The sequence below is a fragment of the Acidisoma sp. PAMC 29798 genome, from assembly GCF_030252425.1.
In the GTDB taxonomy this organism is placed as follows: domain Bacteria; phylum Pseudomonadota; class Alphaproteobacteria; order Acetobacterales; family Acetobacteraceae; genus Acidisoma; species Acidisoma cladoniae.
Genome location: NZ_CP126994.1, coordinates 721,363 through 744,766, shown reverse-complemented (window position 1 = coordinate 744,766; position 23,404 = coordinate 721,363). Strand labels below are relative to the sequence as shown.

The following is a 23,404-nucleotide window of genomic DNA, read 5'->3' as shown; positions in this document are numbered from 1 at the left end:
CAAATTCATCCTTAGTCCATCAGGGCAAGGGCATCCGTGAAGAAGCTCGGCCCGCCGAAATTGCCGGATTTCAGCGCCATCAACATATCCGGCCGCCCCTCAGCCATGGTCCGCAGCACCGGAACGCCTGGGGCAATTTCCGCGCCGATCAGAAAGCCCGAGACACCAAGCCGATCGACGACCGCGCCTGAGGTCTCTCCGCCCGCGACGATCAGCCGCCGCGTTCCGGCCTCGACCAGCCCGGCGGCGAGGCCTGCCATCGCCTGCTCAATGACATGGCCGGTGCTCTCCGCGTCCGGGCGCGACCGCAGGGCCGACACGCGGTCGGGCGTCGCAGAGCTGGCGATGAGCACGGGACCGGCCGCGAGTTTCGGCACAGCCCAAGCCAGCGCGGCCGCGACTTCGGCGTGCGGGTCAGCGAGCAAAGCCTCCGCCTCCAGCCGCAGCACGGGAACCCGATCCGCCACCGCGTCGATCTGCGCCAGCGTGGCGGCGGAGCAACTGCCGGCAAGCATCGCGGCGTATCCGCCAACCGGCGCCGCCGTCTCGGACGCTGCGATCGTTGCGGACACGCGGCCCGAGGCGATCAGCGCAACGGCGAGGCCAAGCCCGAGGCCGGAGGCGCCGGTCGACAGCGGATAGCCGAGCGCCACCATGCCAATGGTGTGGAGATGATGGTCGAAGACCGCATCGACGATGGCCATGCCACAGCCCTCAGCAGCCAAAACCTTAAGCCGCGCGCGCACCGCTTCCACACCCGCTTCGACGATGTCGAGCGTCACCAGGCCGATGCGGGTCGCGCTCTGTCGCGCCAGCACGCGCACGAGGTTCGCATCATGCATCGGGTTGAGCGGATGGTCCTTCAGCGGGCTCTCGTTAAGCGGCGTGGACCAGACAAAGAGATTGCCCTGGAAGACGGTCCGTCCCGTCGCGGGAAAAGCAGGCGTCACCACCACTATCGCGTTGCCGCCGTCGGCGCGCAGCGCATCCGAGACAGGGCCGATATTGCCGGCATCTGTGGAATCAAAGGTCGAGCAGATCTTGAAAAGCACATGATCCGCGCCCTGGCCGCGCAGCCAGGCCTCCGCCTTGCGGGAGGCGACAATGGCCTCCTCGGCGGGGATTGAGCGGCTCTTCAACGCAATGACGACGGCATCCACGGCGGAAAGATCAAAGCCGCCGGCGGGAACGCCGATCGTCTGCACCGTGCGCAGCCCCTGTCGCGCCAGCGTATTGGCGAGGTCCGAGGCGCCCGTGTAGTCATCCGCGATACAGCCGAGAGCGAGGGTCACGCCGCAAACGCCCGATACGGCGCGAACCAGCCAAGCCCAGCCTCAGTGCCAGCGCGCGGGCGATATTCGCAGCCGACGAATCCCTGATAGCCAAGGCGGTCTAGCTCCTCGAACAGGAAAGGGTAGTTCAATTCCTCCCCAGCCGGTTCGTGGCGAGAGGGCACGCTCGCGATCTGCACATGACCAATGATCGGCATCAGCCGCCGCAGCGCCATCGTGACATCGCCGTGCATGATGGTGTGGTGATAGATGTCGAACTGCAAACGCAAGTTCGGCAGAGCGAGGTCATTGATCAGCCGCTCAGCCATGGCGAAATCGTTCAGGAAATAGCCGGGCATGTCCCGCTTGTTGATCGGCTCCAGCACCAGCGTCACGCCCGCTTTTGCGAGTCGGTCGGCCGTCCAGGCAACGGCGTCACGATAGGCCGCGAGGGCCGCAGGATCGGCGGCATCCGCGATCCCGGCCATGAGATGTAGGGTGGTGCAGCCCGTCGCCTCCGCATAGGTCAGCGCCGTCTCCACACTCTCGTGGAGTTCTGTGACGCGTGCGGGAAGGGCCGCCATGCCACGGTCACCGGCGGCCCAATCCCCCGGCGGCAGATTGAACAGCGCCTGGGTCAATCCGTGGTCGTGCAAGGCAGCGGCCACCGCCTCGGGCGGATGCTCATAGGGGAACAGAAATTCGACCGCCGAAAAGCCCGCCGCGGCGGCAGCCGCGAAGCGATCGAGGAAGGGCACCTCATTGAACATCATCGTCAGGTTCGCGGCGAAACGGGGCATGGCACTCGTCCTTATTGATCGCCGGGCAGCGGCGTGCCGGTGATACGGCCATAGAACCGCGCGACGGAGGCATCGTCATCCCGCGCCATACCATTGGCCGCCGTCATCATGAACATCTGCAAGGCCGCACTCGCGACCGGGACCGGGAACTTCTCGCTCCGCGACATATCCATGATGATGCCGAGATCCTTGGTGAAGATTTCCACCGCGCTGCGCGGTGCATAATCGCCGTCCAGCACATGCGGCACGCGGTTCTCGAACATCCAGGAATTGCCCGCCGAGGCGGTGATCACTTCATAGACGCGGCGGATATCGAGGCCCTGTTTGGCCGCGAAGGTGATCGCCTCGCAGGCGGCGGCAATATGCACGCCCGCGAGCAATTGGTTGATCATCTTGAAGGCGGCGCCCGTGCCGGCGCTATCCCCCAACTCGTAGAGAGTCGCGGCCATGGCATCCAGCGCCGGGCGCGCGCGATCGAAGGCGGCAGCCGTGCCGGAGGCGAGGATGGTCAAGGCGCCTTCCGACGCGCGCTGCGCCCCGCCGCTAATCGGCGCATCGAGGTAGTGGCGACCCGTCGCTTCCAACCGCGCCGCGAGGGCGAGGGCAACATCGGGCGCCATGGTGGCGGAGGAGACGAATACCGCGTCCGCGTCCATCACATCCGCGCATCCGTCGGGGCCGAACAACACGGCCTCGGTTTGCGCCGCATTGACGACGACGGAGACGATGATGGCCGATCCCCGCGCCGCCTCGGCGGGGGTCGCGGCCGCATGGCCGCCGTCGGCCACGAACCGTTCTCGCCCGGCGGCCGTGACGTCACAGCCCACGACATCGAAGCCCGCGCGCCGCAACGACTGCGCCATGCCGAACCCCATGGAGCCGAGACCGATGACGGTGACCTGCGGCGTGCTGCTGCTCATGGCGGACATATCTTTCCTCTGCGCCGCTCTTCTTACCCCCCGAATCATCGAGAAAGCCATGACAGCGCTGTCATTCTCACACATGACAAACTCTCCGCGGCGGGTCAAGACGCGTTTTACCGGGCGCGACACGACAGTCTGGACGCCGGAGCCTTCCCAGAGCATGACAAGGCGGATGGATCACCCGACACGCCCGGCAGGGCGCAAGACCGCCCGACGCACCACGCTCACTGAAGTCGCGCGTCAGGCCGGCGTGAGCGAAATCACGGTGTCGCGGGTCATCCGCAACAGCGGCCCTATCGCCGCCGATACGCGCGCGCGGGTTATGGAGACGGTGCGCGCGCTGGGATATGTGCCGAACCGCGTCGCCGGCACTCTCGCCTCCTCCGGCTCCAATCTGGTCGGGATCGTCTTGCCGTCCCTCGCCAATATCGTCTTCCCGGAAGTGCTGCGCGGGGCGGCGGGACCCTTGGAGACGATGGGCTACCATCCGGTCATCGCCGTAACGGAATACGATCCGGCGCGGGAGGAGGCGCTGATCGAATCTCTTCTCGCCTGGCGTCCCGCCGGCCTGTTGGTGACGGGGCTGGAACACACCCCCCGCGCGGAGGCCATGCTGCGCAACGCCGGCATCCGCATAGCCGAACTGATGGACACGGACGGCGACGGCATCGACATCATCGTCGGCTTTTCGAATTTCGACGCAGGCTGCGTCGCGGCGCGGCATCTGCTTGCGCGCGGCTATCGGCGCTTCGGCTATGTCGGGCATGGCAGCGGCATGACGATCGGCACCGACCTGCGCGCCGGCAAACGCTGGAGCGGCTTCGAGACGACGCTGAGGGAGGCTGGGCATCCTTTGCACGACAAGGAGATCGTGGATGCCCCGTCATCGATCGAGGCCGGACGCTGCGGCCTTGCCGCACTTCTCGCGCGGTCCCCCAAGCTTGACGCGGTCTATTTCTCGAATGACGACATGGCCCTCGGCGGGTATTTCCACTGCCTCGCACGCGGCATTGCGATCCCCGGCACACTGGCGCTGTTCGGCCATAACGCCCTGGAGGTTGGGCAGGTCGCGCCGCAACCGCTGTCCACGGTCCGCACGCCGCGCCTGAAGATCGGCGAAGTCGGCGCCATGCTGGTCTGTGGCGACGCCCCGTCGCAAAAGGTCGATCTGGGCGTCGATCTGATCGAAGGCGCGACCGCGTAACCCTTCCTCTCGGTTTCTGGAGCCTCGCATGACCGAAGCCCGCCTGCGTGAGCAGATCTGCACCTTCGCGCGCTCCCTGTTCGAACGCGGACTGACGCCCGGTTCCTCCGGCAATATCAGCGCCCGGCTGCCGGAAGGTGGCTGGCTGATGACGCCGACCGATGCCTCGATGGGGTTTCTCGATCCCGCACGAATTTCCAAGCTGGACACCGCCGGACACCTGGTTTCGGGCGACAAGCCCACCAAGGAAATTCCGCTGCACACGGCCTTATACGATACCCGCCATGGCGCCGGTGCCGTGGTGCATCTGCATTCCACGCATTCCGTGGCCGTCTCGATGCTGCCGGAGATCGATCCCCAGGACGTTCTGCCGCCGCTCACGCCATATTATCTCATGCGCGTCGGGCAGACCGCGCTGGTGCCCTATCACCGGCCTGGCGACCCCGCGGTTGCCACCGCCATTCGCGGCCTCGCGGGGAAATACAGCGCGGTGCTGCTGGCCAATCACGGCCCCGTCGTTGCCGGCAAAAGCCTGGAAGCCGCCGTCTATGCGATGGAAGAGTTGGAAGAGACTGCGAAGCTGTTTTTGCTGCTGCGCGGCCTCAACCCCCGCGCGCTGTCATCCGCGCAGATCGCGGATCTATCGGCGACCTTCAATCTCGATCTGCCTGTGGCACACCAGCACGGGGATGATCACGGCTGATAGGTGTTGACGGCCACGCACCGCGCACGGTGCCCGGTTATCCAGTGGCTCGGCACAAAGCAGACGTCGGCGCCGACCGGTGTGTCGATCTCCGCCAATGCCTCGGCGATCGCCTGCCGCCCCAAACGCTCCGCCGCGAGATGCAGCTCCGACCGATGCGTCACTGTCGCGATACCGACGCCGGGATTGGTATTGATCTCATAAACGACCTCGCGCCCATCGACGGTTGCATGATCGGCCCGCCCCCATTCGATGGCCGCAATGTCGAAGGCCGGTGCAATGGCCCCCGCAAAAGCATTCCGCGCGATGACGTCATGCTCCTCGACGAACATCTGATCGGTCGCAAAACCGGCCTTGCCGTATTTCACGCACCAGTCATCTTCGACGACGGCCTGCACGGTGAGGACACGATCGCCGATGCGATAGGTGCCGTGCTTGCGCCATGCGCCGGGAGCAATCTCCTGCGCACAGAACTCAATGGCAAGTACATCCACAAGCGGTAGACCACTCATCTGAAGCGACAGAATTTCGGCGGCCAGTGCATTAGCACTGTGGAGAAGCCCGGACAGCGGCCGTCCGTGATCGGCCTCGAACCTTAGGAAAACCGGAAAGCGGGGCGTCGGCACATCGCCGTCCACGCGCCATGCCCGAAAGGGATTGAAACCCGCTGCGTGCAAGGCGAAGAGCAAGGGATAGCGGGTCATGACGCGGGCCGGGTCATTCAGGCAGCGCAGGCCGAGAGCTTTCAACCCCCGGTAGTATTCCGCCGCCAGCCGACGATCCCAGGCAGGCAGCCTTTCGATGTCCGTGAAGATATAGGTGGCCGCTTGCAGCGTATCGAGCGTGAACAACTCATCATACGGCATCACATGACAATCCGGTGCATCCGGCCCAAACCCGGCTTGCAAAAGACCTTTCACTGTGTAGCAATGATGGCGTGTCGCTAGAAAAATGATCATCCCGTGCTCGATCTTATAGACATGCGCGGGCGATCCGCTTCAGAAGAGACTTAACGAAAAATAGGCTTGAGGGAATATAGCATGACGAAGTCTTTGCACGCCGTTCAACAACGATTGGTGGGGGCAAACCTTCTTGGCTTCGCCGTGATCGAGCAAGACACGACAACTGTTGTCGCCGATACGAGCGTTGACAAGACGACGCAAAGCAAAAGCGGCATGGTCAAGCCCCCCGCTCAAGCCGGTATGACCAAGCCTATTACAAACAGACCTATCACAGCCAAGTTGGGCATGACGAAGGTGGGCGCGGTCAAGCCGCCACCGCTCTAAGCGCCGCCGGTGAGTGAGGCTGCCACCACCGCGCATGCGGTGACGGACCCTGGCTTCTACCCTGATCCGGCGCGTGGCCGCACCGTCGATCAGGGTGTGCGGCAGGCTTTAGCCACAAGCCTAGACGCGATCTTGCACGCGGCCGAGGGCGATCTTCAGATCGACCGGGCTGCAACGGAGGCTTTGTTGGTGGCGCTCCGCAGCCATCGCATGCCGCCAGGCGTTATGGCCCTGTACGGGGATCTCGTCACCGCGATCTTCGATGATGACCGCGACAGCGCGGAAGCCATTCTGGGCGTTCTCGGTGATCCCCGCCTGTCGGCGGAACCCAACGGTCTGCGCAGCGTGACCTTGGACAGCGACGCGCTTCCTCGGTTGGTAGCCGACTCCTATCGTCATCACTTTCTCGATGGTTCGGACCTCACGCTCGATTTACTACCGCTATCGACAGACGCTTTGGCGGACGCCACGGCACGCTTCGAAGCCGGACGGTCGTTGCTGCGCAGAAGTCACCCGGCACTCGCCGCAGAAATCGATACCATGGTGACGGAGGTCGTGTTCGTATTGCCCGAAGGGGATACAAAGGACTTGACCCTGCACGGCGCATCGACCTTCTTCGCCTGGGGCGCTCTCATGCTTAATCCTGAGCCACATGACGATCGCCTCAAGATGGCGGAAGTGCTGGTGCATGAGACTGCGCATAGCTTGCTGCATGGTCTGACACTGGGAAAGCGGATGGTCGAAAACCCCGATACGGAACGCTTCCCCTCCCCGCTGCGATACGATGCTCGGCCCATGGAAGGCTTGGCCCATGCGAGCTATGTGCTGGCGCGCATGCATCTCGGCATGACCGCTATCCTGGTCAGCGGCTTGCTGAATGATGCGGAAAGGATCGATGCGCTGGCTGCGATCGACCGTAGCCGGCGCAATTTCGAAGACGGCTACAGCGTGGTGCGCGCCCATGCGCGTTTTACGCCGCGCGGTGCCGAGATCTTTGCAGGCGCCGTCGCTTACATGGCGATGGAAACCTTGCCTGATTGAGATCAAACAGCAGAAGCTTCGGATGATCACCGAAGATCGAGGCAATAGTGGAAATCGACGACTATTCGGATGTCATCGGCCTCATCTATGAGGCGTCTATGCAGCCCGGGCTTTGGCCGGAAGTCCTGAAGCAGCTCTCCGTCATCACGCCCAGCGCATCGGCGACACTCTATGGTCACGAGCGGATCGGGCGGACGGCAACCTTCTACCATTCCTATGGCGACGATCCCGATTTTACGGCGCAATATATTGCGCGCTGGGCAGCCTCGAACCCAATCATTGAGGCGATGGCGGCGCTCGAACCTGGCGACGTCGCGCCGCTGACGGCGATCCTGGATTATGACAGCTTCGCGCAAACGCCCTTCTTTCAAGAATGGGGGCGACCTCAAGGCTTCTGTGACGTGATCAATGTCATGCTTGAGCGAACACCGACGCGCGTTGCCTCCTTGTCCCTTATCAGGGCCGACCGACATGGCATGGCGGATGATGCCGCGATCAGGCGTCTTCGGTTGCTGGCGCCCCATGTGCTCCGTGCGGTGCGGGTTGGCTATGTGCTCGATCACGCGACGGTCGAGAAGCAACGCCTCACGCTCGCAATTGACAGATTGGCCGATGCGGTTCTGCTTTTGGACCCGATGGGGCGAGTCATTCATGCGAATGACGCCGCGCGTGACTTGCTTGATCGCGGCCTGCCCCTCGCACGGGTCATGAGGCCACGCACAAAGGGATCCGACACGACCGTCGATGGAACCGGGCAAGCTGGCAGTTCCAATCCGGATGATGTTGCATTGATCGAAATGCAGGACGGTGTTCGGCACGTTTGCCACGTGCTGCCGCTGGCCAACCCCCTCATGAATAGCGGTTCGGCAGTGGGCGGACCTTCAATCATGGCCGTGATACGCCAGAGACCAGAAACCGAGTTGGCGACGACCACCCTGAAAACTCTGTTCGCGCTGACGGCGCGTGAGCGTGACGTTTTATTCGGACTTGTAGAGGTCGGGGGTTTGCCGGCAACCGCAGCCGCACTCGGCATCTCCTTGGGCACTGCCCGAAGCCATCTCAAAAGCCTTTTCCTCAAAACAGGGACCCACCGTCAGGCCGATCTGATCGCCCTAGTTGCGGAGGTCACAAGCCCGTTCAGCACCCTCAGTAGAGGCGCCAATTCAGCGTAAGGGCGCGCGACCCACGTCTTGCCGTCGACCCAGGCAAGGGTCTCCCGCCCTTGCGGTCGGCTGAATTTTGCCACAAGGGATCGCACCTGAACGACGTCTTGTAGTTGGGAAGCCTATGCCCGAGACCACGTGGGATTTCTGGATCGATCGCGGCGGCACCTTCACGGATGTGATCGGTCGCGCGCCGGATGGAAGCCTGCGGGCCGGCAAGCTGCTTTCGGAGAATCCGGACGCCTATGCCGATGCCGCCGTTCAGGGCATTCGCGATCTTCTGGGCCTGAGCGCCGGGCAGCCCATCCCCGCCGACACGATTAACGAGGTGCGCATGGGCACCACGGTCGCGACCAATGCCCTGCTCGAACGGGCGGGCGAACGCACGGCGCTGCTTGTCACGCGCGGGTTCCGCGATGCGCTGCGCATCGGTTATCAGGCGCGGCCCAAGATCTTCGCGCGCCAGATCGTCAAGCCGCAGGAACTCTATGAGCGTGTCGTCGAAATCGCCGAGCGGGTGCTGGCGGATGGCATGGTGGAGCAAGCGCCGGACCCGCAGGCGATCGCCGCACAGTTGCGTGATCTGCGTGACGCCGGCTTCGACTCTCTGGCCATCGCCTTCATGCACGGCTACCGATTTCCGGCGCATGAACAGGCTGTCGCCGCTGCTGCCCGTGCGGCCGGCTTTGCCCAGGTTTCGGTCAGCCATGAAGTATCGCCCCTCATCAAATTCGTCGGGCGCGGCGACACCACGGTGGTGGATGCCTATCTGTCGCCGATCCTGCGCCGCTACATCGACCGCGTGTCGGGCGAGCTGGAGGTCGGCCGCACCGGCGCGCGCCTGCTGTTCATGACCTCGTCGGGCGGTCTCACCGGTGCGGATCTCTTCCAGGGGCGGGATGCGGTGCTGTCCGGCCCCGCCGGCGGCGTGGTCGCCATGGCCGAAACCGGCCGCCTTGCGGGCTTCGACCGTGTCATCGGCTTCGACATGGGGGGCACTTCAACCGACATTGCGCATTTCGACGGCAGCTATGAGCGCACCTTCGAGGCCGAGGTCGCCGGCGTGCGCATGCGTGCGCCGATGATACTGATCCATACAGTGGCCGCCGGCGGCGGCTCGCTGCTGCGCTTCGATGGCACGCGCTTCCGGGTCGGCCCGCAATCGGCCGGCGCCGTGCCGGGCCCGGCCTGTTACCGACGTGGTGGCCCGCTGGCGCTGACGGACGCCAATGTCATGCTCGGCAAGCTGATGCCCGCCTTCTTCCCAAGCATCTTCGGACCCAACAGAGACCAGCCGCTGGATCATGACGCAGTGCGTTCTGGATTCGACGCTTTGGTGTCGCAACTGGGCGATGGCCGCAGTGCTGAGCAGATCGCGGATGGCTTCGTGCAAATTGCGGTCGCGCATATGGCAGAGGCCGTCAAGAAGATCTCCGTGCAGCGCGGCTACGATATTACGCGCTATGTCCTCAACTCCTTCGGCGGCGCCGGCGGCCAACATGCATGTCTCGTCGCGGATGCGCTCGGCATCACGCGCATTCTGATGCATCCGCTGTCGGGCGTGCTCTCCGCCTATGGCATGGGTCTCGCGACCCTGCGCGCGACGCGCAGCCAGAGCCTGGACGCGCCGCTCGACGACCGCGCCCCCGCGCTGATCGCGCAACTCGGCACGGGCCTGGCCCAGCAATGCCGGGATGAGTTGTTGGCGCAAGGCGTGCCAGCGGCTGACATCGCGGTACTGATGCGTGCGCATTTGCGTTATGCCGGCACCGACACGACCATCACCATCCTGGCGAGCGACGCCGAGGCCATGCGTCGCTCCTTCGAGGAGGGGCATCGGCAGCGCTTCGGTTTCATCGATGCCGGCAAGGCCATCACGGTCGAGGCCGTGGAGTTGGAAGCCACCAGCCGCAGCACAACGCGCGACGAACCGGTGGCCGAAACCGAAACCAGGGCTAAACCCGAGCCTGATGCGCGCACCCGCTTCTTCAGCGGTGGCGCCTGGCAGGATGCCGTGGTCTTCCATCGCGCGACCCTCGCGCCCGGTCACCGGGTCATGGGTCCCGCCATCATCATCGAGCCGAACCAGACTGTGGTGATCGAAGACGGCTGGGCGGCGACCGTGACGCCGCGCGACCATCTGGTGCTAGAACGCGTGCGCGCCTTGCCGACGCGCCGCGCGCTGGGCACGGATGCCGATCCGGTGATGCTGGAGATCTTCAACAATCTCTTCATGTCCATCGCCGAGCAGATGGGCGTCACGCTGCAAAACACCGCCTATTCCGTGAACATCAAGGAACGTCTGGATTTCTCCTGCGCGGTCTTCGACAATCACGGCGAGTTGGTCGCCAATGCCCCGCATATCCCGGTGCATCTCGGTTCGATGGATAGTTCAGTGAAGGCGGTGATCACCAATAACGCAGTCATCCGGCCCGGCGATGTCTTCATGCTGAACGCGCCTTATCACGGCGGCACGCATCTGCCCGACATCACCGTCTGCACGCCGATGTTCGATGCCGAGGGTGAGACAATCCTGTTCTGGGTGGCCAGCCGTGGCCATCACGCCGATATCGGCGGCATCGCCCCGGGGTCGATGTCGCCGCGCGCCACCAATGTGGAGCAGGAAGGCGTCTATATCGACAATTTCCGTCTCGTCGACGGCGATGGTTTCCGCGAGGCGGCGGTCGTGCGGCTGCTCAGCGATGCGCCTTATCCAGCGCGCAACGTGGTGCAGAACGTCAATGACCTGAAGGCCCAGGTCGCCGCGAATGCACGCGGCATCACTGAACTGCGCAAGATGATCGGGCATTTCGGCCTGGATGTCGTGCATGCCTATATGGGCCATGTGCAAAACAATGCCGAGGAAGCCGTGCGCGGTCTGCTCGATCGTTTGCAGGATGGGTCATTTTCAGTGGAGATGGACCAGGGCTGCATCATCGCCGTGCGCATCACCATCGATCGCGCCAAGCGGGAGGCGGTGGTCGATTTCACCGGCACCTCGTTGCAACGCGCCGACAATTTCAACGCGCCGCGCCCGGTCACGAATGCAGCGGTGCTCTATGTCTTCCGCCTGCTGATCGATGACGAAATTCCGATCAATGCCGGATGCCTGCGGCCTTTGCGCATCATCGTGCCAGAGCGGTCCATGCTTTCCCCCGAATATCCCGCCGCCGTCGTTGCCGGCAATGTCGAGGTGTCACAGGCCGTCACGGATTGTTTGCTCGGCGCCTTGCAGGCCATGGCCTCCGCGCAAGGCACCATGAACAACGTGACCTTCGGCAATGCCCAGTATCAGTATTACGAAACCCTCTGCTCCGGCGCACCGGCCGGCCCAGGCTTCGACGGGACCGACGCTGTGCATACGCATATGACGAATTCACGCCTCACCGACCCGGAGATTCTGGAGACGCGTCTGCCCGTGGTGTTGGAGGATTTCCACATCCGCCCGAATTCCGGCGGCGTCGGTCGCTGGCATGCCGGCAACGGCACCAGCCGCACCATCCGGTTCCTGGAAGACATGGAATGCTCCTTCCTCACCGGCCATCGCCGGATTGCACCCTTCGGTCTGGAGGGCGGCGCGGACGGGCAACTCGGTTTCAACATGGTCCGACGCGTGGACGGCAGTCTGGACGATGTCGGCGGTTGTGCGCAGGTGAGCGTGGCGGCCGGTGAGGCCATCATCGTCGTGACACCGACCGGCGGCGGGTTTGGAAAAGCCGAGTAGCCGCATGAACGACGTCTTCGAAGAAGAAATCCCCCTCTTTACGCATGCGCAGATCATGCGTGTGCTGGCCGGCATTCTACTCTGCATCCTGCTCGCCGCCATCGACCAGACCGTGGTCATTCCGGCTGTGCCCGCCATCGCCGCCGATCTGCACGGTTTCGGCCATCTGTCCTGGATTCTGACGGCCTATCTGCTACCGGCGACGGTCGCGACGCCGATCTACGGCAAGATGTCCGATATTTACGGCAGGCGGGCTTTGCTGCTGCCGGCCCTCGTCATTTTCGTCATCGCCTCGGGGCTCTGTGCTGCGGCGCAGACGCTGACGCAATTGATCGTCTTTCGGGCCTTGCAAGGTCTCGGCGGCGCCGGCCTGATGTCGATGGCGCAGGCCGCCGTCGCTGACGTCATTTCGCCGCGTGAGCGCGGGCGGTATCAAGGCTATATGGCCTCAACCTGGGGTGTCGCCAGCGTCGCCGGGCCGATCCTCGGCGGCTGGGTGACCGATCAATTCTCCTGGCGCTGGATCTTCTGGGCGAATATCCCGATCGGTTTGCTCGCCATCCTGTTGTGTCATCAGGCGCTCAAGACACTGAAGGTGCAGCGCCAATCAGTCTCCATCGATTGGATCGGCGCCTCGCTACTCACCGGCGGCGTCACGTGCTGGCTGCTGGTGCTGAGCTGGGGTGGGGTTTCAATGCCCTGGACGGCGTCGCCCATCCTCAGTCTCACCGCCGTCGGCGCCGCGTTCATCGCCGTGCTGTTCCTTCAGGAACGCCGCGCGACCGATCCCTTGCTGCCGCCGCGCCTGTTCGGCCATTCGGTCTTCCTGCGTGGCGTCATCGTCGCCTTCATGAGCTCGTTGGTGCTGTTCGGCGTTACCTTCCTGCTGCCGTTGTTCTTTCAACTCGTCCTCGGTGCCAGCGCATCGCGCTCAGGCCTGCTCGTGGTGCCGTTACTGGGGTCGAGCTGCCTTGGCGCCTATCTCTCAGGCCAGGTCGCGCGCCGCCTCGGCAAGACGAAAACAGTGCTCATCGTCGGGCTGTTCGGCTGCATGCTGGGCTTCCTGATGCTGGCCACCTTGCAGGCAAAGACGCCCCTCGCCTTCAGCATGATCTATACGACGATCCTCGGGATTGGCCTCGGGGCGACGCTGCCGAGCAGCCTCGTCATCGTGCAGAATGCCGCCCAGCGCCGCGATGTCGGCGTCGCCACCGGAAGCCTGCTGTTCCTGCGCTCACTTGGCGGCGCCTTTGGCTCGACGCTTGTCGGCACGCTTTTGGCCAGCCGTTTCAATCGGGGCCTGGCGGATGCGGGCGTCGGGGGACGGGTGTCGCTCAGTGACTTGCGCGAACATGCCGATGCGCTGCGTGTGCTCGGCGGTTCGGCGCGTCACATCATCCGGGCCGGCCTGCTCGGCGGATTCCACTTATCCTTTCTTGCCTGCGCCTTCGCCATGGCGCTGGCCATTGCCGTCGCCTGGGGGATGAACGACCTGCCGCTCCGCTCAGCGACCACGCCGGCGCCCATCGCGCACTAGGCCCGCGCCAATCGCGACGCCGCGCCAAGAATATCGAACAGGTCGAGCAGTCGCGCGACGTAATGATCATGGACCACGAAGCCGGGCGCGGCGGGGTCGAAGAACTGCCGCTCCATGGCGTCGATCATGCGCAGCAACCGCCGGCGATGCAGGCCCAGCTTGCGCTGCACCGGGTCGGAAATCACGCCGGCAAAGGCCGCGAAGCTCGCCGAGGCCAGCATCAAGCCGCCGGTCGTCGCCGCGACCAGACCCATGGTGGGCACCACCGGAAAGACGCCATACCACGCCGAGCCGATCCATCCGCCGAGCGGAAAGGCGCCGATCGCCGTCTGCTGCGCCATGGCCGCCGCCAGCGCCGGGCCCAAGGTCGCCGCACCCGGCGCCAGCTTGTGCAAAGTCAGCGCGCCCGCACCCAGCGTCAGCAACCCGGTCGTGATCTCGGCCGCCGCGCCCCGCGTGGCCGCGTATTCGCTCAAGGCGTGACGCAACCGCTCCCGGAAGGCGGGGTCATCGCCTTTGCGGCCGATATCCAGCAGTGCCGCTTCCACCGCCGCCGTCACGCTCGGCTCGTCGAGGATGGTGGCGGATAAGGCATCGCCCTGGCTGGAGCGGCCCTTCTGCTCGAAAGGCAGTTCCAGAAGCTCGGTGTGGATCAGCCATTCGATGTCGCGCGCCACTGCCGTCTTCAGCAGGATGGGGCGGCTCATCGCCTTCGCGGCACCCGGTGCGCCAAATCGTGCGGCCGCTTTGGCGCCGAGCTGCATGGCGATCTGCGGCCCCGCCAACGATAGGTTCACCGGCGCCTTCAGCACATCCCACCCAATCGCCGCGCGATGCAGCGTCAGCGTTCCGCGCAGGGAGAAATGGGCGTCCACGAAAGCGTCCACACGGGCCCGACGATCGGCGAAATACCGCCGCGTGCCGTCTTCCACCGCATCGACGGCCAGTGCATGGGTCAGTTGGGATGGTAAAGGCGCCATGGCACGGTCCTCCTGCGCTCATCTCGCAAGATGGTGGAAGGCGCTGCGCTTTTCCACCCCACCGACGGCGGTCAGGTCGTTATGCCATCGTTAGCACGAGCCGGCCGGGCACGCGCCCCTGGCGCAGCCGGTCGAGCGCCTCATTGGCGTTCTGCAAAGGCAGCGTCTCGATATCGGCAAGAATGCCCGCCGTCAGCGCCAGTTCCACCGCTTCCAGCAAATCGACACGCGTGCCGACATTGGAGCCGATCAGTCGCTTTTCGTGATTGGCCATGTCCGAAATCGAGATCGGCAGGTAATCACGCGTCTTGGCCGGCAGGGCGATGAAGATCACGGCACCGCCCGGTGAAATAGCCGCGATGGCCTGGGTGAAGGCGCTCGGCGCGGGTGCGACCACCACGGCGGCGCGCAGACCCGCCTCCCCCGCGATGTCCCGCAGCTTTTGCGGCACATCCGTCTCATCCGCCTGAACGGTCGCCACGGCGCCGAGGCGCGTTGCAAGTTCCAGCTTTCCCGGATCGAGATCGACTGCGATGGGGCGGAACCCCATGGCGCGGCAATATTGCACGGCCATCTGGCCCAAGCCGCCGCAGCCGATGATGGCGACATGCGCACCCGGCTTCAGCGCCGCACGCTTCAAGCCGCGATAGGTCGTGACCCCGGCACAGAGCACGGGCGCGAAGCGCGCCGCATCGATATCGCGCGGCAAAACCACCACGAAGGCGGCGCGCGCCACGATATGATCCGCATAGCCGCCGGGGCGCGAATAGCCCGTGCCCTCAGATTGGGCGCAGATCGTCTCCTCACCCTCCAGGCAGGCGCGGCAATGGCCGCAGGCGCCCCCGTTCCAGGCGACGCCTACGGTCGTGCCGATCGCCGGCGCGGTCACACCGGCCCCAAGGCCGATGACTTCCCCCACCACTTCATGGCCGGGGATCAAGGGCATCATCGGCGGTGCGCCCCAATCGCCGTCCACGATATGCACATCTGAATGGCAGACCCCGCAGACGGCCACGCGTATCAGCACCTCCCCAGGTCCGGGGCTGGGGATAGCGTCGCAACCGAGATCGAGCGTCGCGCCAATCGCCGTCATCAGCGCGCGGGTCATCTGCGTCATGGTCAGACGCCCGGCAACGTCGGGTCCATCTGCTTTGCCTTCGCCAGATCGGCATCAGCCTGGCCGGTTTCACCTAGCGCCCGATAGGCCAGGCTTCTGCGGTAATAGGTCTCGGCATGGGCCGGATCGACCTGGATCGAGAGCGTGAAGTTGTCGATCGCCTTCTGATATTCCTGGCGGCCGACATAGTATTTGCCTTCGCAGTCAAGCGCCTTCCTCTGGCTCAGGGCCGGCTGATACGGTCCCGAGGCCGGGCAGCCTGACGCCAGTTGATTGCTCGGCGGCGCCGCGCAGCCGCTGAGGCAGACGACGCCCGTCAGCGCAGAAATGATCATCCAGTTGCCGCGCATACCCGCTCGTTCCCTATTGGTCGCTTCACAGTCACCCGCTCATGCTAACCGATCGCTCGCGACAGGAACACTCGACCCTCTTGAGGGCGGCTTCAAAAGGAACGGCCATGACCCCAGCCACCAACGCGCCCCTGACCATCGGCAAGGTGTCGCTCACCGTTCATGATCTCGACGCGGTCACCGCCTTCTACCGGGATGCCATGGGCCTCGCCGTTTTGCGCGCTGACGCCCAGGGCGCCGCCCTCGGCGTCGGTGAGGCGACGTTGCTCGAACTCCGCCGCGATCCGGCGGCGCGGCTGCGCTCGCCGCGTGAAGCCGGGCTGTTCCACACCGCTTTTCTACTGCCGACCCGCGCCGATCTCGGGCGCTGGACACGCCATGCGGCGGAGACGAAGGCGCCCATCGTCGGCGCCGCCGATCATCTTGTCAGTGAGGCGATCTACTTGACGGACCCGGAGGGCAACGGCGTCGAAATCTATGCCGACCGCCCAACCTCCGACTGGACCTGGACGGACAAGCTGGTCGCGATGGCGAGCGATCCGCTCGATGTCGAGAGCCTGATCGCCAGTGGCGGCAACCAGGTGTGGCGCGGCGTCCCGCCGGGCTCGGTCGTCGGTCATGTCCATCTCCAGGTCGGGGCCATCGCCCCCGCCGAAGCCTTCTATGTCGGCGTCCTAGGCCTTGATGTGACTTGCCACTATCCCGGCGCGACCTTCTACAGCTCCGGCGGCTACCACCATCATATCGCGACCAATATCTGGAACAGCCGGGGCGCATCCGCGCGCAGCTACCCCTCGACCGGCCTGGCCGATGTTGAGGTTTTGGCGACGGTCGCACCGCCGCAATCCTTGCAAGACCCCTGGGGCACCTCCATCACGGTCATCGCGCGACCAAGCCACTGATCCGGGGCGGCTTTCGCGCCGCTGCCCCCCGTGGCACTAGACTGCAATGAACGACTTATTGGACTTGATCGTCCGCGTCCGGGGCAATGTCGAAGTCACCCTCGGCTTCGTCATCGCCATCATCATCACGGTCCACGTGCTGCTGACGAAGCGGGAGGTGGCGGCCGCCGTCGGCTGGATCGGCCTCGCCTGGTTCTCGCCCTTCCTCGGCGGCCTCACCTATTTCGTCTTCGGCATCAACCGGGTGCATCGCCGGGGCCGCAGGCTGCGCGGCGGCCCGCGCAAGCCGCTCCTGGGCGGCGGAGAGCCGCCGCGCGCACCGGGGGAGGACGACCATCTGGCGCCCCTGCGGCGCGGCGTCGGCGTCATTACCCGGCGACCCAGCCCACCGGGCAATGCCCTCCAAACCCTGCATAACGGCGACGAGGCCTATCCCGCGATGCTGGCGGCGATCGAGGCCGCGCAGCACAGCATCGGCCTCTCAACCTATATCATGCGCGCCGACACCACCGGGAAGCGCTTCGTGGCGGCGCTGAAGGCGGCCAAGGATCGTGGCGTGCAAGTGCGGGTGATCGTCGATGGCATCGGCAGCGGCTGGTTGGTGTCGCCCGCTTATAGCCTGCTGCGGGGCGCCGGCATTCCGGCCGGGCGCTTCATGCACTCCCCCATGCCGTGGCGGATGCCGTTCCTCAACCTGCGCAGCCATAAGAAGATCCTGGTGGTGGACGGCACGCTCGGCTTCACCGGCGGCATCAATATCGCCGACCAGAACGTGCTCGCCTCCAAGCCCCGCAACCCGGTGCAGGATAATCATTTCCGCATCCAGGGTCCGATCGTCGGCCAGTTGGTCGAAGCGTTCGCGCGGGACTGGGCGTTGGTCAGTGAGGAGGAGCTGGACGGCCCGGCCTGGTTCCCCGACCTGGCGGCAAACGGCGAGGACGAGTCGCGGGTCGTGACGGCCGGTCCCGACGCCGATCTGGAAAAGATCGAATCCACCGTGTTGCAGGCGATTTCCTGTGCCCGGGACAGCATCCGCCTGATGACGCCGTATTTCCTGCCCGACCAGCAATTGATCACCGCCTTGTCCCTAGCCGCGATGCGCGGTGTGGCGGTCGAAGTCGTCATTCCCCAGCAGGGCGATCATCGCCTGGTCAATTGGGCGACGCGGGCGAATGTCGGCCCGCTTCTGCACAACGGCGTGCGCATCTGGCGCAGCCCGCAGCCGTTCCGCCATTCCAAGATGCTCGTGGTCGACAGCGAATGGTGCCTGATCGGCAGCAGCAACTGGGACATGCGCAGCTTCCGGCTCAACTTCGAGCTGTGCATCGAGGTCTATTCCAAAGCCCTGGCGGCGGAGCTGGAGACGCTGATGACGCAATGCCGGGGGCGCACCCTGGAAATTGCGGAGCTGAACGCCCGCAGCCTGCCGTTGCGGCTAAGCGATGCGAGCGCGCGCCTGCTGCTGCCCTACCTCTGAGGCGAGAGCCAGGTCGAGCATGATCGGCTTGTGGTCGGATTTGCCCCGCGCCAGCACCTCCGCCTCCGTGCAGACCAGCCCACGGATGAGACAGCGGTCGAGCCGCAGCGGCACCAGATCGCTCATGCGATGGGTATGCCGGCGTAAACCGACATCCCTGAAGCCAGGAATGAGGGTCGGCCCGACAAGATTATAGTCGCCGATAATGGCGGCACAGGGCGGCAGCCGCCGAACCACGGCCAGCAATTGGCGACGATTGAGCAATTGCCCCTGGGACAGATGCACGTTCGCGACGCTGAAGGGGCCGAGATCGACCACCTGGCAGACGCGATGGACGATGGCGCCTGACGGCAAGGGGAAGATCAGCGGGGGCCGCGCGGGCGCATGCGGCGCCCACATCGCCAGACCATGCACCCGGCCGGGCAGAGGCGTTCGGGAATAGACCCCACCCACCAGCGTCGGCAGGACATCGAAGGCGGTCGTGACCTCCTGCATCATCAGAAGGTCCGGTCTTTGGCTCTCGATAAGGCGCGCCACCTCCGTCAGTTCGGCGCCTTCACGATGCAGCAAGTTCCAACTGATCACCTTCATGACGCAACGATAGCGGCGCTGCCTGCGCAGGAACACCGCGTCTCCGTCATTTATTCGTGGGAAGCGGCGGCTATTCCGCTGAGAGGGCTTGGCCATCGCTGACGACGATCCTGTCTCGTCCGGCGACCTTGGCCGCATACAGCGCCTGGTCGGCGAGTTCGATCAGCGTATGCGTCACGATGACAACGGGGGCGACCAAGGTCACCATGCCGATGCTGATGGTGACGATCCCCCGGTCAGCCGCCGCATGGGGCAGAGCGAGGGCACGGACCGCATTCAGCAGGCCAAGGGCGATGGCGAAAGCGGCCGCCTGATCCGTATCCGGCAGAAGGATCACGAATTCCTCGCCGCCATAGCGGGCAACCAGATCGGCCGGGCGCTTGCCCAAGGCGTGAAGCGCCTCCGCGATGCGGCGCAGGCAGGCATCTCCCGCGACATGGCCATAGTGATCGTTGAAGGATTTGAAGTGATCGGCGTCGATCATCAGCAGGGACAGTGTCTTGCCCATGCGGTTGGCGCGCTGGACCTCACTGTCGAGCGCGAGATCGAACTGTCGGCGATTGGCGATGCCGGTCAGGCCGTCCCGGAGCGCCAGGTGCTGAAGGCTTTGGGCCATCGTATTGAAGGCTTCGGCCAGCACGCGCATCTCCTTCATCGGGATGCGGCTGAGATCCGCACGCGCATCCAGATTTCCGCCCGACAGGCGGGTCGCGGCCAAGGTGAGCGCCTGCATGGGCCGCAGGACCCGCAGGTCGGCCAACCATCCGACCGTAAAGATGGCAGCGCCAAGCACGAAGATCGCGAGAACAATCGACGCGACCATATGACGGATGGTGCGATCGGCGATGTCGGGGCGGGCGAGCCCGACCATCAGGATCGGCGGGCTGCGCGCGGCGATCGGTATCGCAGCGTTGGCAGAAATCGCGGCGAGTTCTGCAGAATACAGGGCTTGGTCGTGAACGGCGTGCATGACGTCAATGCGATGCTGATTGGCATTCAAAACCAAGAGCAAAAGAGACGGCACCATGATCACGGCTAAAAGAAGCCGCAACCGGCCACTCAGCCCCAGCAAGTGGAACTTTTGACCGGGTAACGACAGAAGCGAGGAAAGGCTCGGGACTCTCATTACACCGGCACTAGCATATTCTGCAGCCGGCGCATGCCTCCTGATCCCGATCGCCCTCCCTCGGCGGCCGGCTCGGTTCAGGTCACCCGGAAATTGCCGAACAGCCAGGGCTCCGCCGCATCCACCGCTTCCGGGAACAAAACGCCACGATCTACCAGAGGCGTCCAGTCGGAATAGACGCCCACGACTTCGCCCAGATAGGGACGGGTGATTTCCAGGATGCGCTCATGGTCGATGGCGTCCGGCTCGATAATGCCGCGCGCCGGATTCTCCATCGCCCAGATGACGCCGGCCAGCACCGCCGCCGTGACTTGCAGGCTGGTCGCATTGTTATGCGGCGCCAGCGACCGCGCCTCCTCGATCGTCAGCCGGGAGCCATACCAATAGGCGCCGCCGTGATGACCCATCAACAGCACGCCCAGTTCGTCCATGCCCGAAATGATCTCGTTCATCATCAGCCGTGTGCGGCTCTGCATATGCCAGTTCTTGCCGGCGAGTTCATGCACGGACAGAACCGCGTCATCGGCCGGGTGATAGGCGTAATGAACGGTCGGGCGATACGCGACGTCGCCGCCGTTCTTCACCGTGTAATAGTCGGCGATGGAGATGGATTCGTTATGGGTGATCAGGAAGCCGTGGAACGGTCCTTCCAGCGGCGTCCAGGTGCGCACGCGCGTGGAAGCGCCAGGACGCTCCAGATAGATCGCGGCACCGGTGCCGAACTCATGGCGCCGCGCATCGGCCGGCCACACGGTCTCATGCGTGCCCCAACCAAGCTCGGCCGGCTGGCAGCCTTCGCCTACGAAGCCGTCCACCGACCAGGTATTGACGAACTCGTCCCGCTCTTTGGGGATATTCGCGACCTGGGTGTCGCGCTCGGCGATGTGGATGACCTTGACGGACAGGGACTGCGCAAGCGCGCCCCATTCCGCGCGCGTCGTCGGCACGGCAACGTCATGGCCGCCGTCCTTGGCGAGATTCAGCAGCGCCTGCTTGACGAAATGCGACACCAGGCCGGGATTGGCGCCATGGGTGATGAGCGCGGTCGGACCTTCGGGATGCGCCGCCTGCACAGCAAGTGCGGATTCGCGCAGCCCGTAGTTGGAGCGCTGCGAGGCGGAGAGCGACGTGTCGGTATAGCCGCCGGCCCAGGGCTCGACACAGGTGTCGAGATACAGCGCGCCGGCTTCGCGGCAGAACTCGATCAGCGCGACGGAGGACACGTCAACCGACAGGTTGAGCAGGAAGTCGCCCGCGCCCACCAGCGGCGTCAGCACGCCCCGGTAATTGTCGCGTGTGAGCGGCGACACGATATAGGTCACGCCCTGCTCGGTCGCGACGGCGCGCCCACGCTCATCGGAGTTGACGATGGTGATCTGCGCAGGCGTCAGGTCGATGTGCCGCAGAATGAGCGGCAAAACGCCCTGGCCAATGCTGCCGCAGCCGACCATGACGAGCCGGCCAGAGAAAGAAACGTGCTTCACGGGGGGAACCTCCGACGAGAATAAGGACAGGGTCAGGCGGCGAGGCGAATGGGCTCGTGGCCCGGCGTCTCCAGCATCGGGGCGTCACGCACCTGAAGCAGTTGCGCGCGATCGAACCCGTTGAAGTCCGTGCCCAGGCAAACGCCGTAGGCGCCAAGCTGGCCGATTTCGATCCAGTCGCCTTCAGCCATATCGGGCGGCAGCATGAACGGCCCCTTCATGTGGTCGGCGCTGTCGCAGGTCGGGCCGAAGAAGCTATAGGCGCGCAGATCGGCATCGCCCTCCGATACATCGAGAACCCGGCGCACCGGAAAGCGGAAGCCGGGCGCGCCGGCATCCGACAGGCTGCCGTAGATGCCATCATTCACATACAGCGCGTCGCCACGGCGCATCTGCACCTGCACCACGACGGAAGCACCGGCCGCGACCAGCGCCCGGCCGGGCTCAGCCCACAGCCGCGCGGCCGGCAGATTGAGGGCATCTAAAGCGCCCTCGATTTCCGCGAAGAAGGCGCCGAGCGGCGGCGGCTCGACATCCGGATAGCTCACCGGAAAGCCACCGCCGACATCGATTATGTCGATCGCGACACCGGCCAGGCGGATCGCCTCCCCGGCCATTTGCAGGGCGCGGCGATAGGCCAGCGGATCCATGCACTGCGAACCGACATGGAAGGACACACCCAGACGGCGGGCGACCGGCCGCGCTGCACGCAGCAGGGCAACCGTCTCCTCCATCCCGGCGCCGAACTTGCCGGAGAGGTCGTACATGGCGCCGCCCGGCGGCAGGCCGATGCGCACAACGAGGCCGAGATCCTCGGCATAGCCCGTCTCGTCCATGATCTTGGCGAACTCCGCCGCGCTGTCGAGCACGAAGTCCCGCACGCCGAAGCGGCCATAGGCCTCACGGATCGCACGGCGCGACTTCACCGGATGCATGAAGTGGATATGGGCGTCCGGGAACATCGACCGCACCAGCGCCACCTCGCCCGCCGATGCGCAATCGAAATGGCGCACGCCGCCATCCCAGATCGCGCGCAGCACGGTCGGCTCCGGATTGCACTTCACAGCGTACAGCGTGTCGCCCCGGAAATCCTGGGCGAAGCGCGCGGCGGTGTCACGGATGACAGCCGGGCGCAGGCAGTACATCGGCTCGCTCGGCTGCGACGACCGCACGGCCTGCTCGACCGAGGGCAAGGCCGGCGAAACGGGCTCGCGGCGGAAGGCAACAATGGTGTCACGGGCAGAGATATAGCTCATCGGACAATCCTCGTAGCACCCGCGCCTCTCGGCGCGTGTGACGTCTTGAACATACGAAAGGGGCGCATGGACCAGCCCGCTGACCGAGCGAACGCCGGCAGCGGAACCAAACGACAGGAGATCAGGCCGACGCGGAGTGCGTCGGCGAAACCTCAGACGAAGATGCGATGAAGAGGCATCGCAGCGTGCGGAACAGAAAACATATCCGTTTCCCTTCAGGACACCGGTCGGGATTGGGACCGGTTGGACCAAAAAGGACGCGTTACGTCGTTGCTGTGCCCCTTGGAGGGGCTCGCGGCACGTGCGGGTTGCGTCAAGGCTGCGCCAAGAGTTTGCCAAGCGGGGCAGCGGCGCGGAAGGTGATATAGAACGATTGGACGGCGCGCGGGATGTTGATCGCAACCTCCAGATATTCCAACAGAACATAGGCTCGCAGCCGCCACGCGCTTGCGTGGAAGCGGCCGACGAC

General features: G+C 64.8%; 20 protein-coding genes. 9 read left to right on the top strand and 11 right to left on the bottom strand.

Translation table 11 applies throughout. The features are described from left to right. Positions 1–11: 11 nt before the first annotated feature. Genes otnK through ltnD form a run of 3 tightly spaced genes read right to left on the bottom strand, consistent with a single transcriptional unit; the run spans position 12 to position 2,991 of the window. On the bottom strand, positions 12–1,292 hold the full coding sequence (gene otnK, locus QP803_RS03635) for a 3-oxo-tetronate kinase (protein WP_284946318.1): 1,281 nt from the start codon (positions 1,290–1,292) through the stop codon (positions 12–14). Further along, entirely contained in the window at positions 1,289–2,071 is a 783-nt protein-coding gene (otnI, locus tag QP803_RS03630) for a 2-oxo-tetronate isomerase (RefSeq protein WP_284946317.1), read from the bottom strand. The genes otnK and otnI overlap by 4 nt, the downstream gene beginning before the upstream one ends. Before the next feature lie 11 nt (positions 2,072–2,082). Then, complete coding sequence (gene ltnD, locus QP803_RS03625) at positions 2,083–2,991, bottom strand: L-threonate dehydrogenase (protein ID WP_284946316.1); 909 nt, start codon at positions 2,989–2,991, stop codon at positions 2,083–2,085. Between the two features lie 175 nt (positions 2,992–3,166). Between ltnD and QP803_RS03620 the strand changes: the two genes are divergently transcribed. Next, complete coding sequence (locus QP803_RS03620) at positions 3,167–4,198, top strand: LacI family DNA-binding transcriptional regulator (RefSeq protein WP_284946315.1); 1,032 nt, start codon at positions 3,167–3,169, stop codon at positions 4,196–4,198. Between the two features lie 28 nt (positions 4,199–4,226). Next, entirely contained in the window at positions 4,227–4,901 is a 675-nt protein-coding gene (gene otnC, locus QP803_RS03615; RefSeq protein WP_284946314.1) for a 3-oxo-tetronate 4-phosphate decarboxylase, read from the top strand. Here the strand turns inward: otnC and QP803_RS03610 are convergent. Next, positions 4,892–5,860 carry a hypothetical protein gene (locus QP803_RS03610; RefSeq protein WP_284946313.1) on the bottom strand — a complete coding sequence of 323 codons (969 nt, stop codon included), beginning with the start codon at positions 5,858–5,860 and terminating at the stop codon, positions 4,892–4,894. The genes otnC and QP803_RS03610 overlap by 10 nt on opposite strands. 81 nt (positions 5,861–5,941) lie before the next feature. Here QP803_RS03610 and QP803_RS03605 point away from each other — a divergent pair, with 81 nt between their 5' ends. The 5 genes from QP803_RS03605 (at position 5,942) to QP803_RS03585 (ending at position 13,652) form a co-directional block, all read left to right on the top strand. After that, positions 5,942–6,187, top strand: a complete 246-nt coding sequence (locus QP803_RS03605) for a hypothetical protein (RefSeq protein WP_284946312.1) — start codon at positions 5,942–5,944, stop codon at positions 6,185–6,187. A 9-nt stretch (positions 6,188–6,196) separates the two neighbouring features. Then, positions 6,197–7,228, top strand: coding sequence for an aKG-HExxH-type peptide beta-hydroxylase (locus QP803_RS03600; RefSeq protein WP_284946311.1), 1,032 nt, complete (start codon positions 6,197–6,199; stop codon positions 7,226–7,228). A gap of 47 nt (positions 7,229–7,275) precedes the next feature. Then, entirely contained in the window at positions 7,276–8,400 is a 1,125-nt protein-coding gene (locus QP803_RS03595) for a helix-turn-helix transcriptional regulator (protein ID WP_284946309.1), read from the top strand. A gap of 115 nt (positions 8,401–8,515) precedes the next feature. After that, entirely contained in the window at positions 8,516–12,115 is a 3,600-nt protein-coding gene (locus QP803_RS03590; RefSeq protein WP_284946308.1) for a hydantoinase B/oxoprolinase family protein, read from the top strand. Between the two features lie 4 nt (positions 12,116–12,119). Continuing rightward, a complete protein-coding gene (locus QP803_RS03585) occupies positions 12,120–13,652 on the top strand; it encodes an MDR family MFS transporter (protein ID WP_284946307.1) in 1,533 nt (510 codons plus the stop codon). On the opposite strand, the gene QP803_RS03580 is transcribed toward QP803_RS03585, so the two are convergent. From QP803_RS03580 to QP803_RS03570, 3 genes are all read right to left on the bottom strand, one after another. Beyond that, entirely contained in the window at positions 13,649–14,632 is a 984-nt protein-coding gene (locus QP803_RS03580; protein ID WP_284946305.1) for a DUF6635 family protein, read from the bottom strand. The genes QP803_RS03585 and QP803_RS03580 overlap by 4 nt on opposite strands. A 79-nt stretch (positions 14,633–14,711) precedes the next feature. Beyond that, positions 14,712–15,749, bottom strand: a complete 1,038-nt coding sequence (locus QP803_RS03575; protein WP_284946304.1) for an alcohol dehydrogenase catalytic domain-containing protein — start codon at positions 15,747–15,749, stop codon at positions 14,712–14,714. Between the two features lie 2 nt (positions 15,750–15,751). Further along, positions 15,752–16,099 carry a tetratricopeptide repeat protein gene (locus tag QP803_RS03570; RefSeq protein ID WP_284946303.1) on the bottom strand — a complete coding sequence of 116 codons (348 nt, stop codon included), beginning with the start codon at positions 16,097–16,099 and terminating at the stop codon, positions 15,752–15,754. Positions 16,100–16,206: 107 nt separating this feature from the next. On the opposite strand from QP803_RS03570, the gene QP803_RS03565 reads away from it, so the two are divergent. After that, a complete protein-coding gene (locus QP803_RS03565) occupies positions 16,207–17,001 on the top strand; it encodes a VOC family protein (protein ID WP_284946301.1) in 795 nt (264 codons plus the stop codon). Positions 17,002–17,059: 58 nt separating this feature from the next. Further along, positions 17,060–18,478, top strand: a complete 1,419-nt coding sequence (locus tag QP803_RS03560; protein ID WP_284946300.1) for a phospholipase D-like domain-containing protein — start codon at positions 17,060–17,062, stop codon at positions 18,476–18,478. Here QP803_RS03560 and QP803_RS03555 read toward each other — a convergent pair. The 4 genes from QP803_RS03555 to QP803_RS03540 form a co-directional block, all read right to left on the bottom strand. Next, positions 18,437–19,105: an endonuclease/exonuclease/phosphatase family protein gene (locus QP803_RS03555; protein WP_284946299.1), complete on the bottom strand. Its 669-nt coding sequence runs from the start codon at positions 19,103–19,105 to the stop codon at positions 18,437–18,439. The genes QP803_RS03560 and QP803_RS03555 overlap by 42 nt on opposite strands. Positions 19,106–19,139: 34 nt before the next feature. Continuing rightward, the gene (locus QP803_RS03550; RefSeq protein WP_284946298.1) at positions 19,140–20,120 is read right to left on the bottom strand and encodes a GGDEF domain-containing protein; all 981 of its coding nucleotides are present in this window, start codon (positions 20,118–20,120) and stop codon (positions 19,140–19,142) included. 152 nt (positions 20,121–20,272) lie between these two features. Further along, a complete protein-coding gene (locus QP803_RS03545; RefSeq protein ID WP_284946297.1) occupies positions 20,273–21,679 on the bottom strand; it encodes a homospermidine synthase in 1,407 nt (468 codons plus the stop codon). Positions 21,680–21,711: 32 nt separating this feature from the next. Further along, complete coding sequence (locus tag QP803_RS03540) at positions 21,712–22,935, bottom strand: type III PLP-dependent enzyme (RefSeq protein ID WP_284946296.1); 1,224 nt, start codon at positions 22,933–22,935, stop codon at positions 21,712–21,714. Positions 22,936–23,404 lie beyond the last annotated feature (469 nt).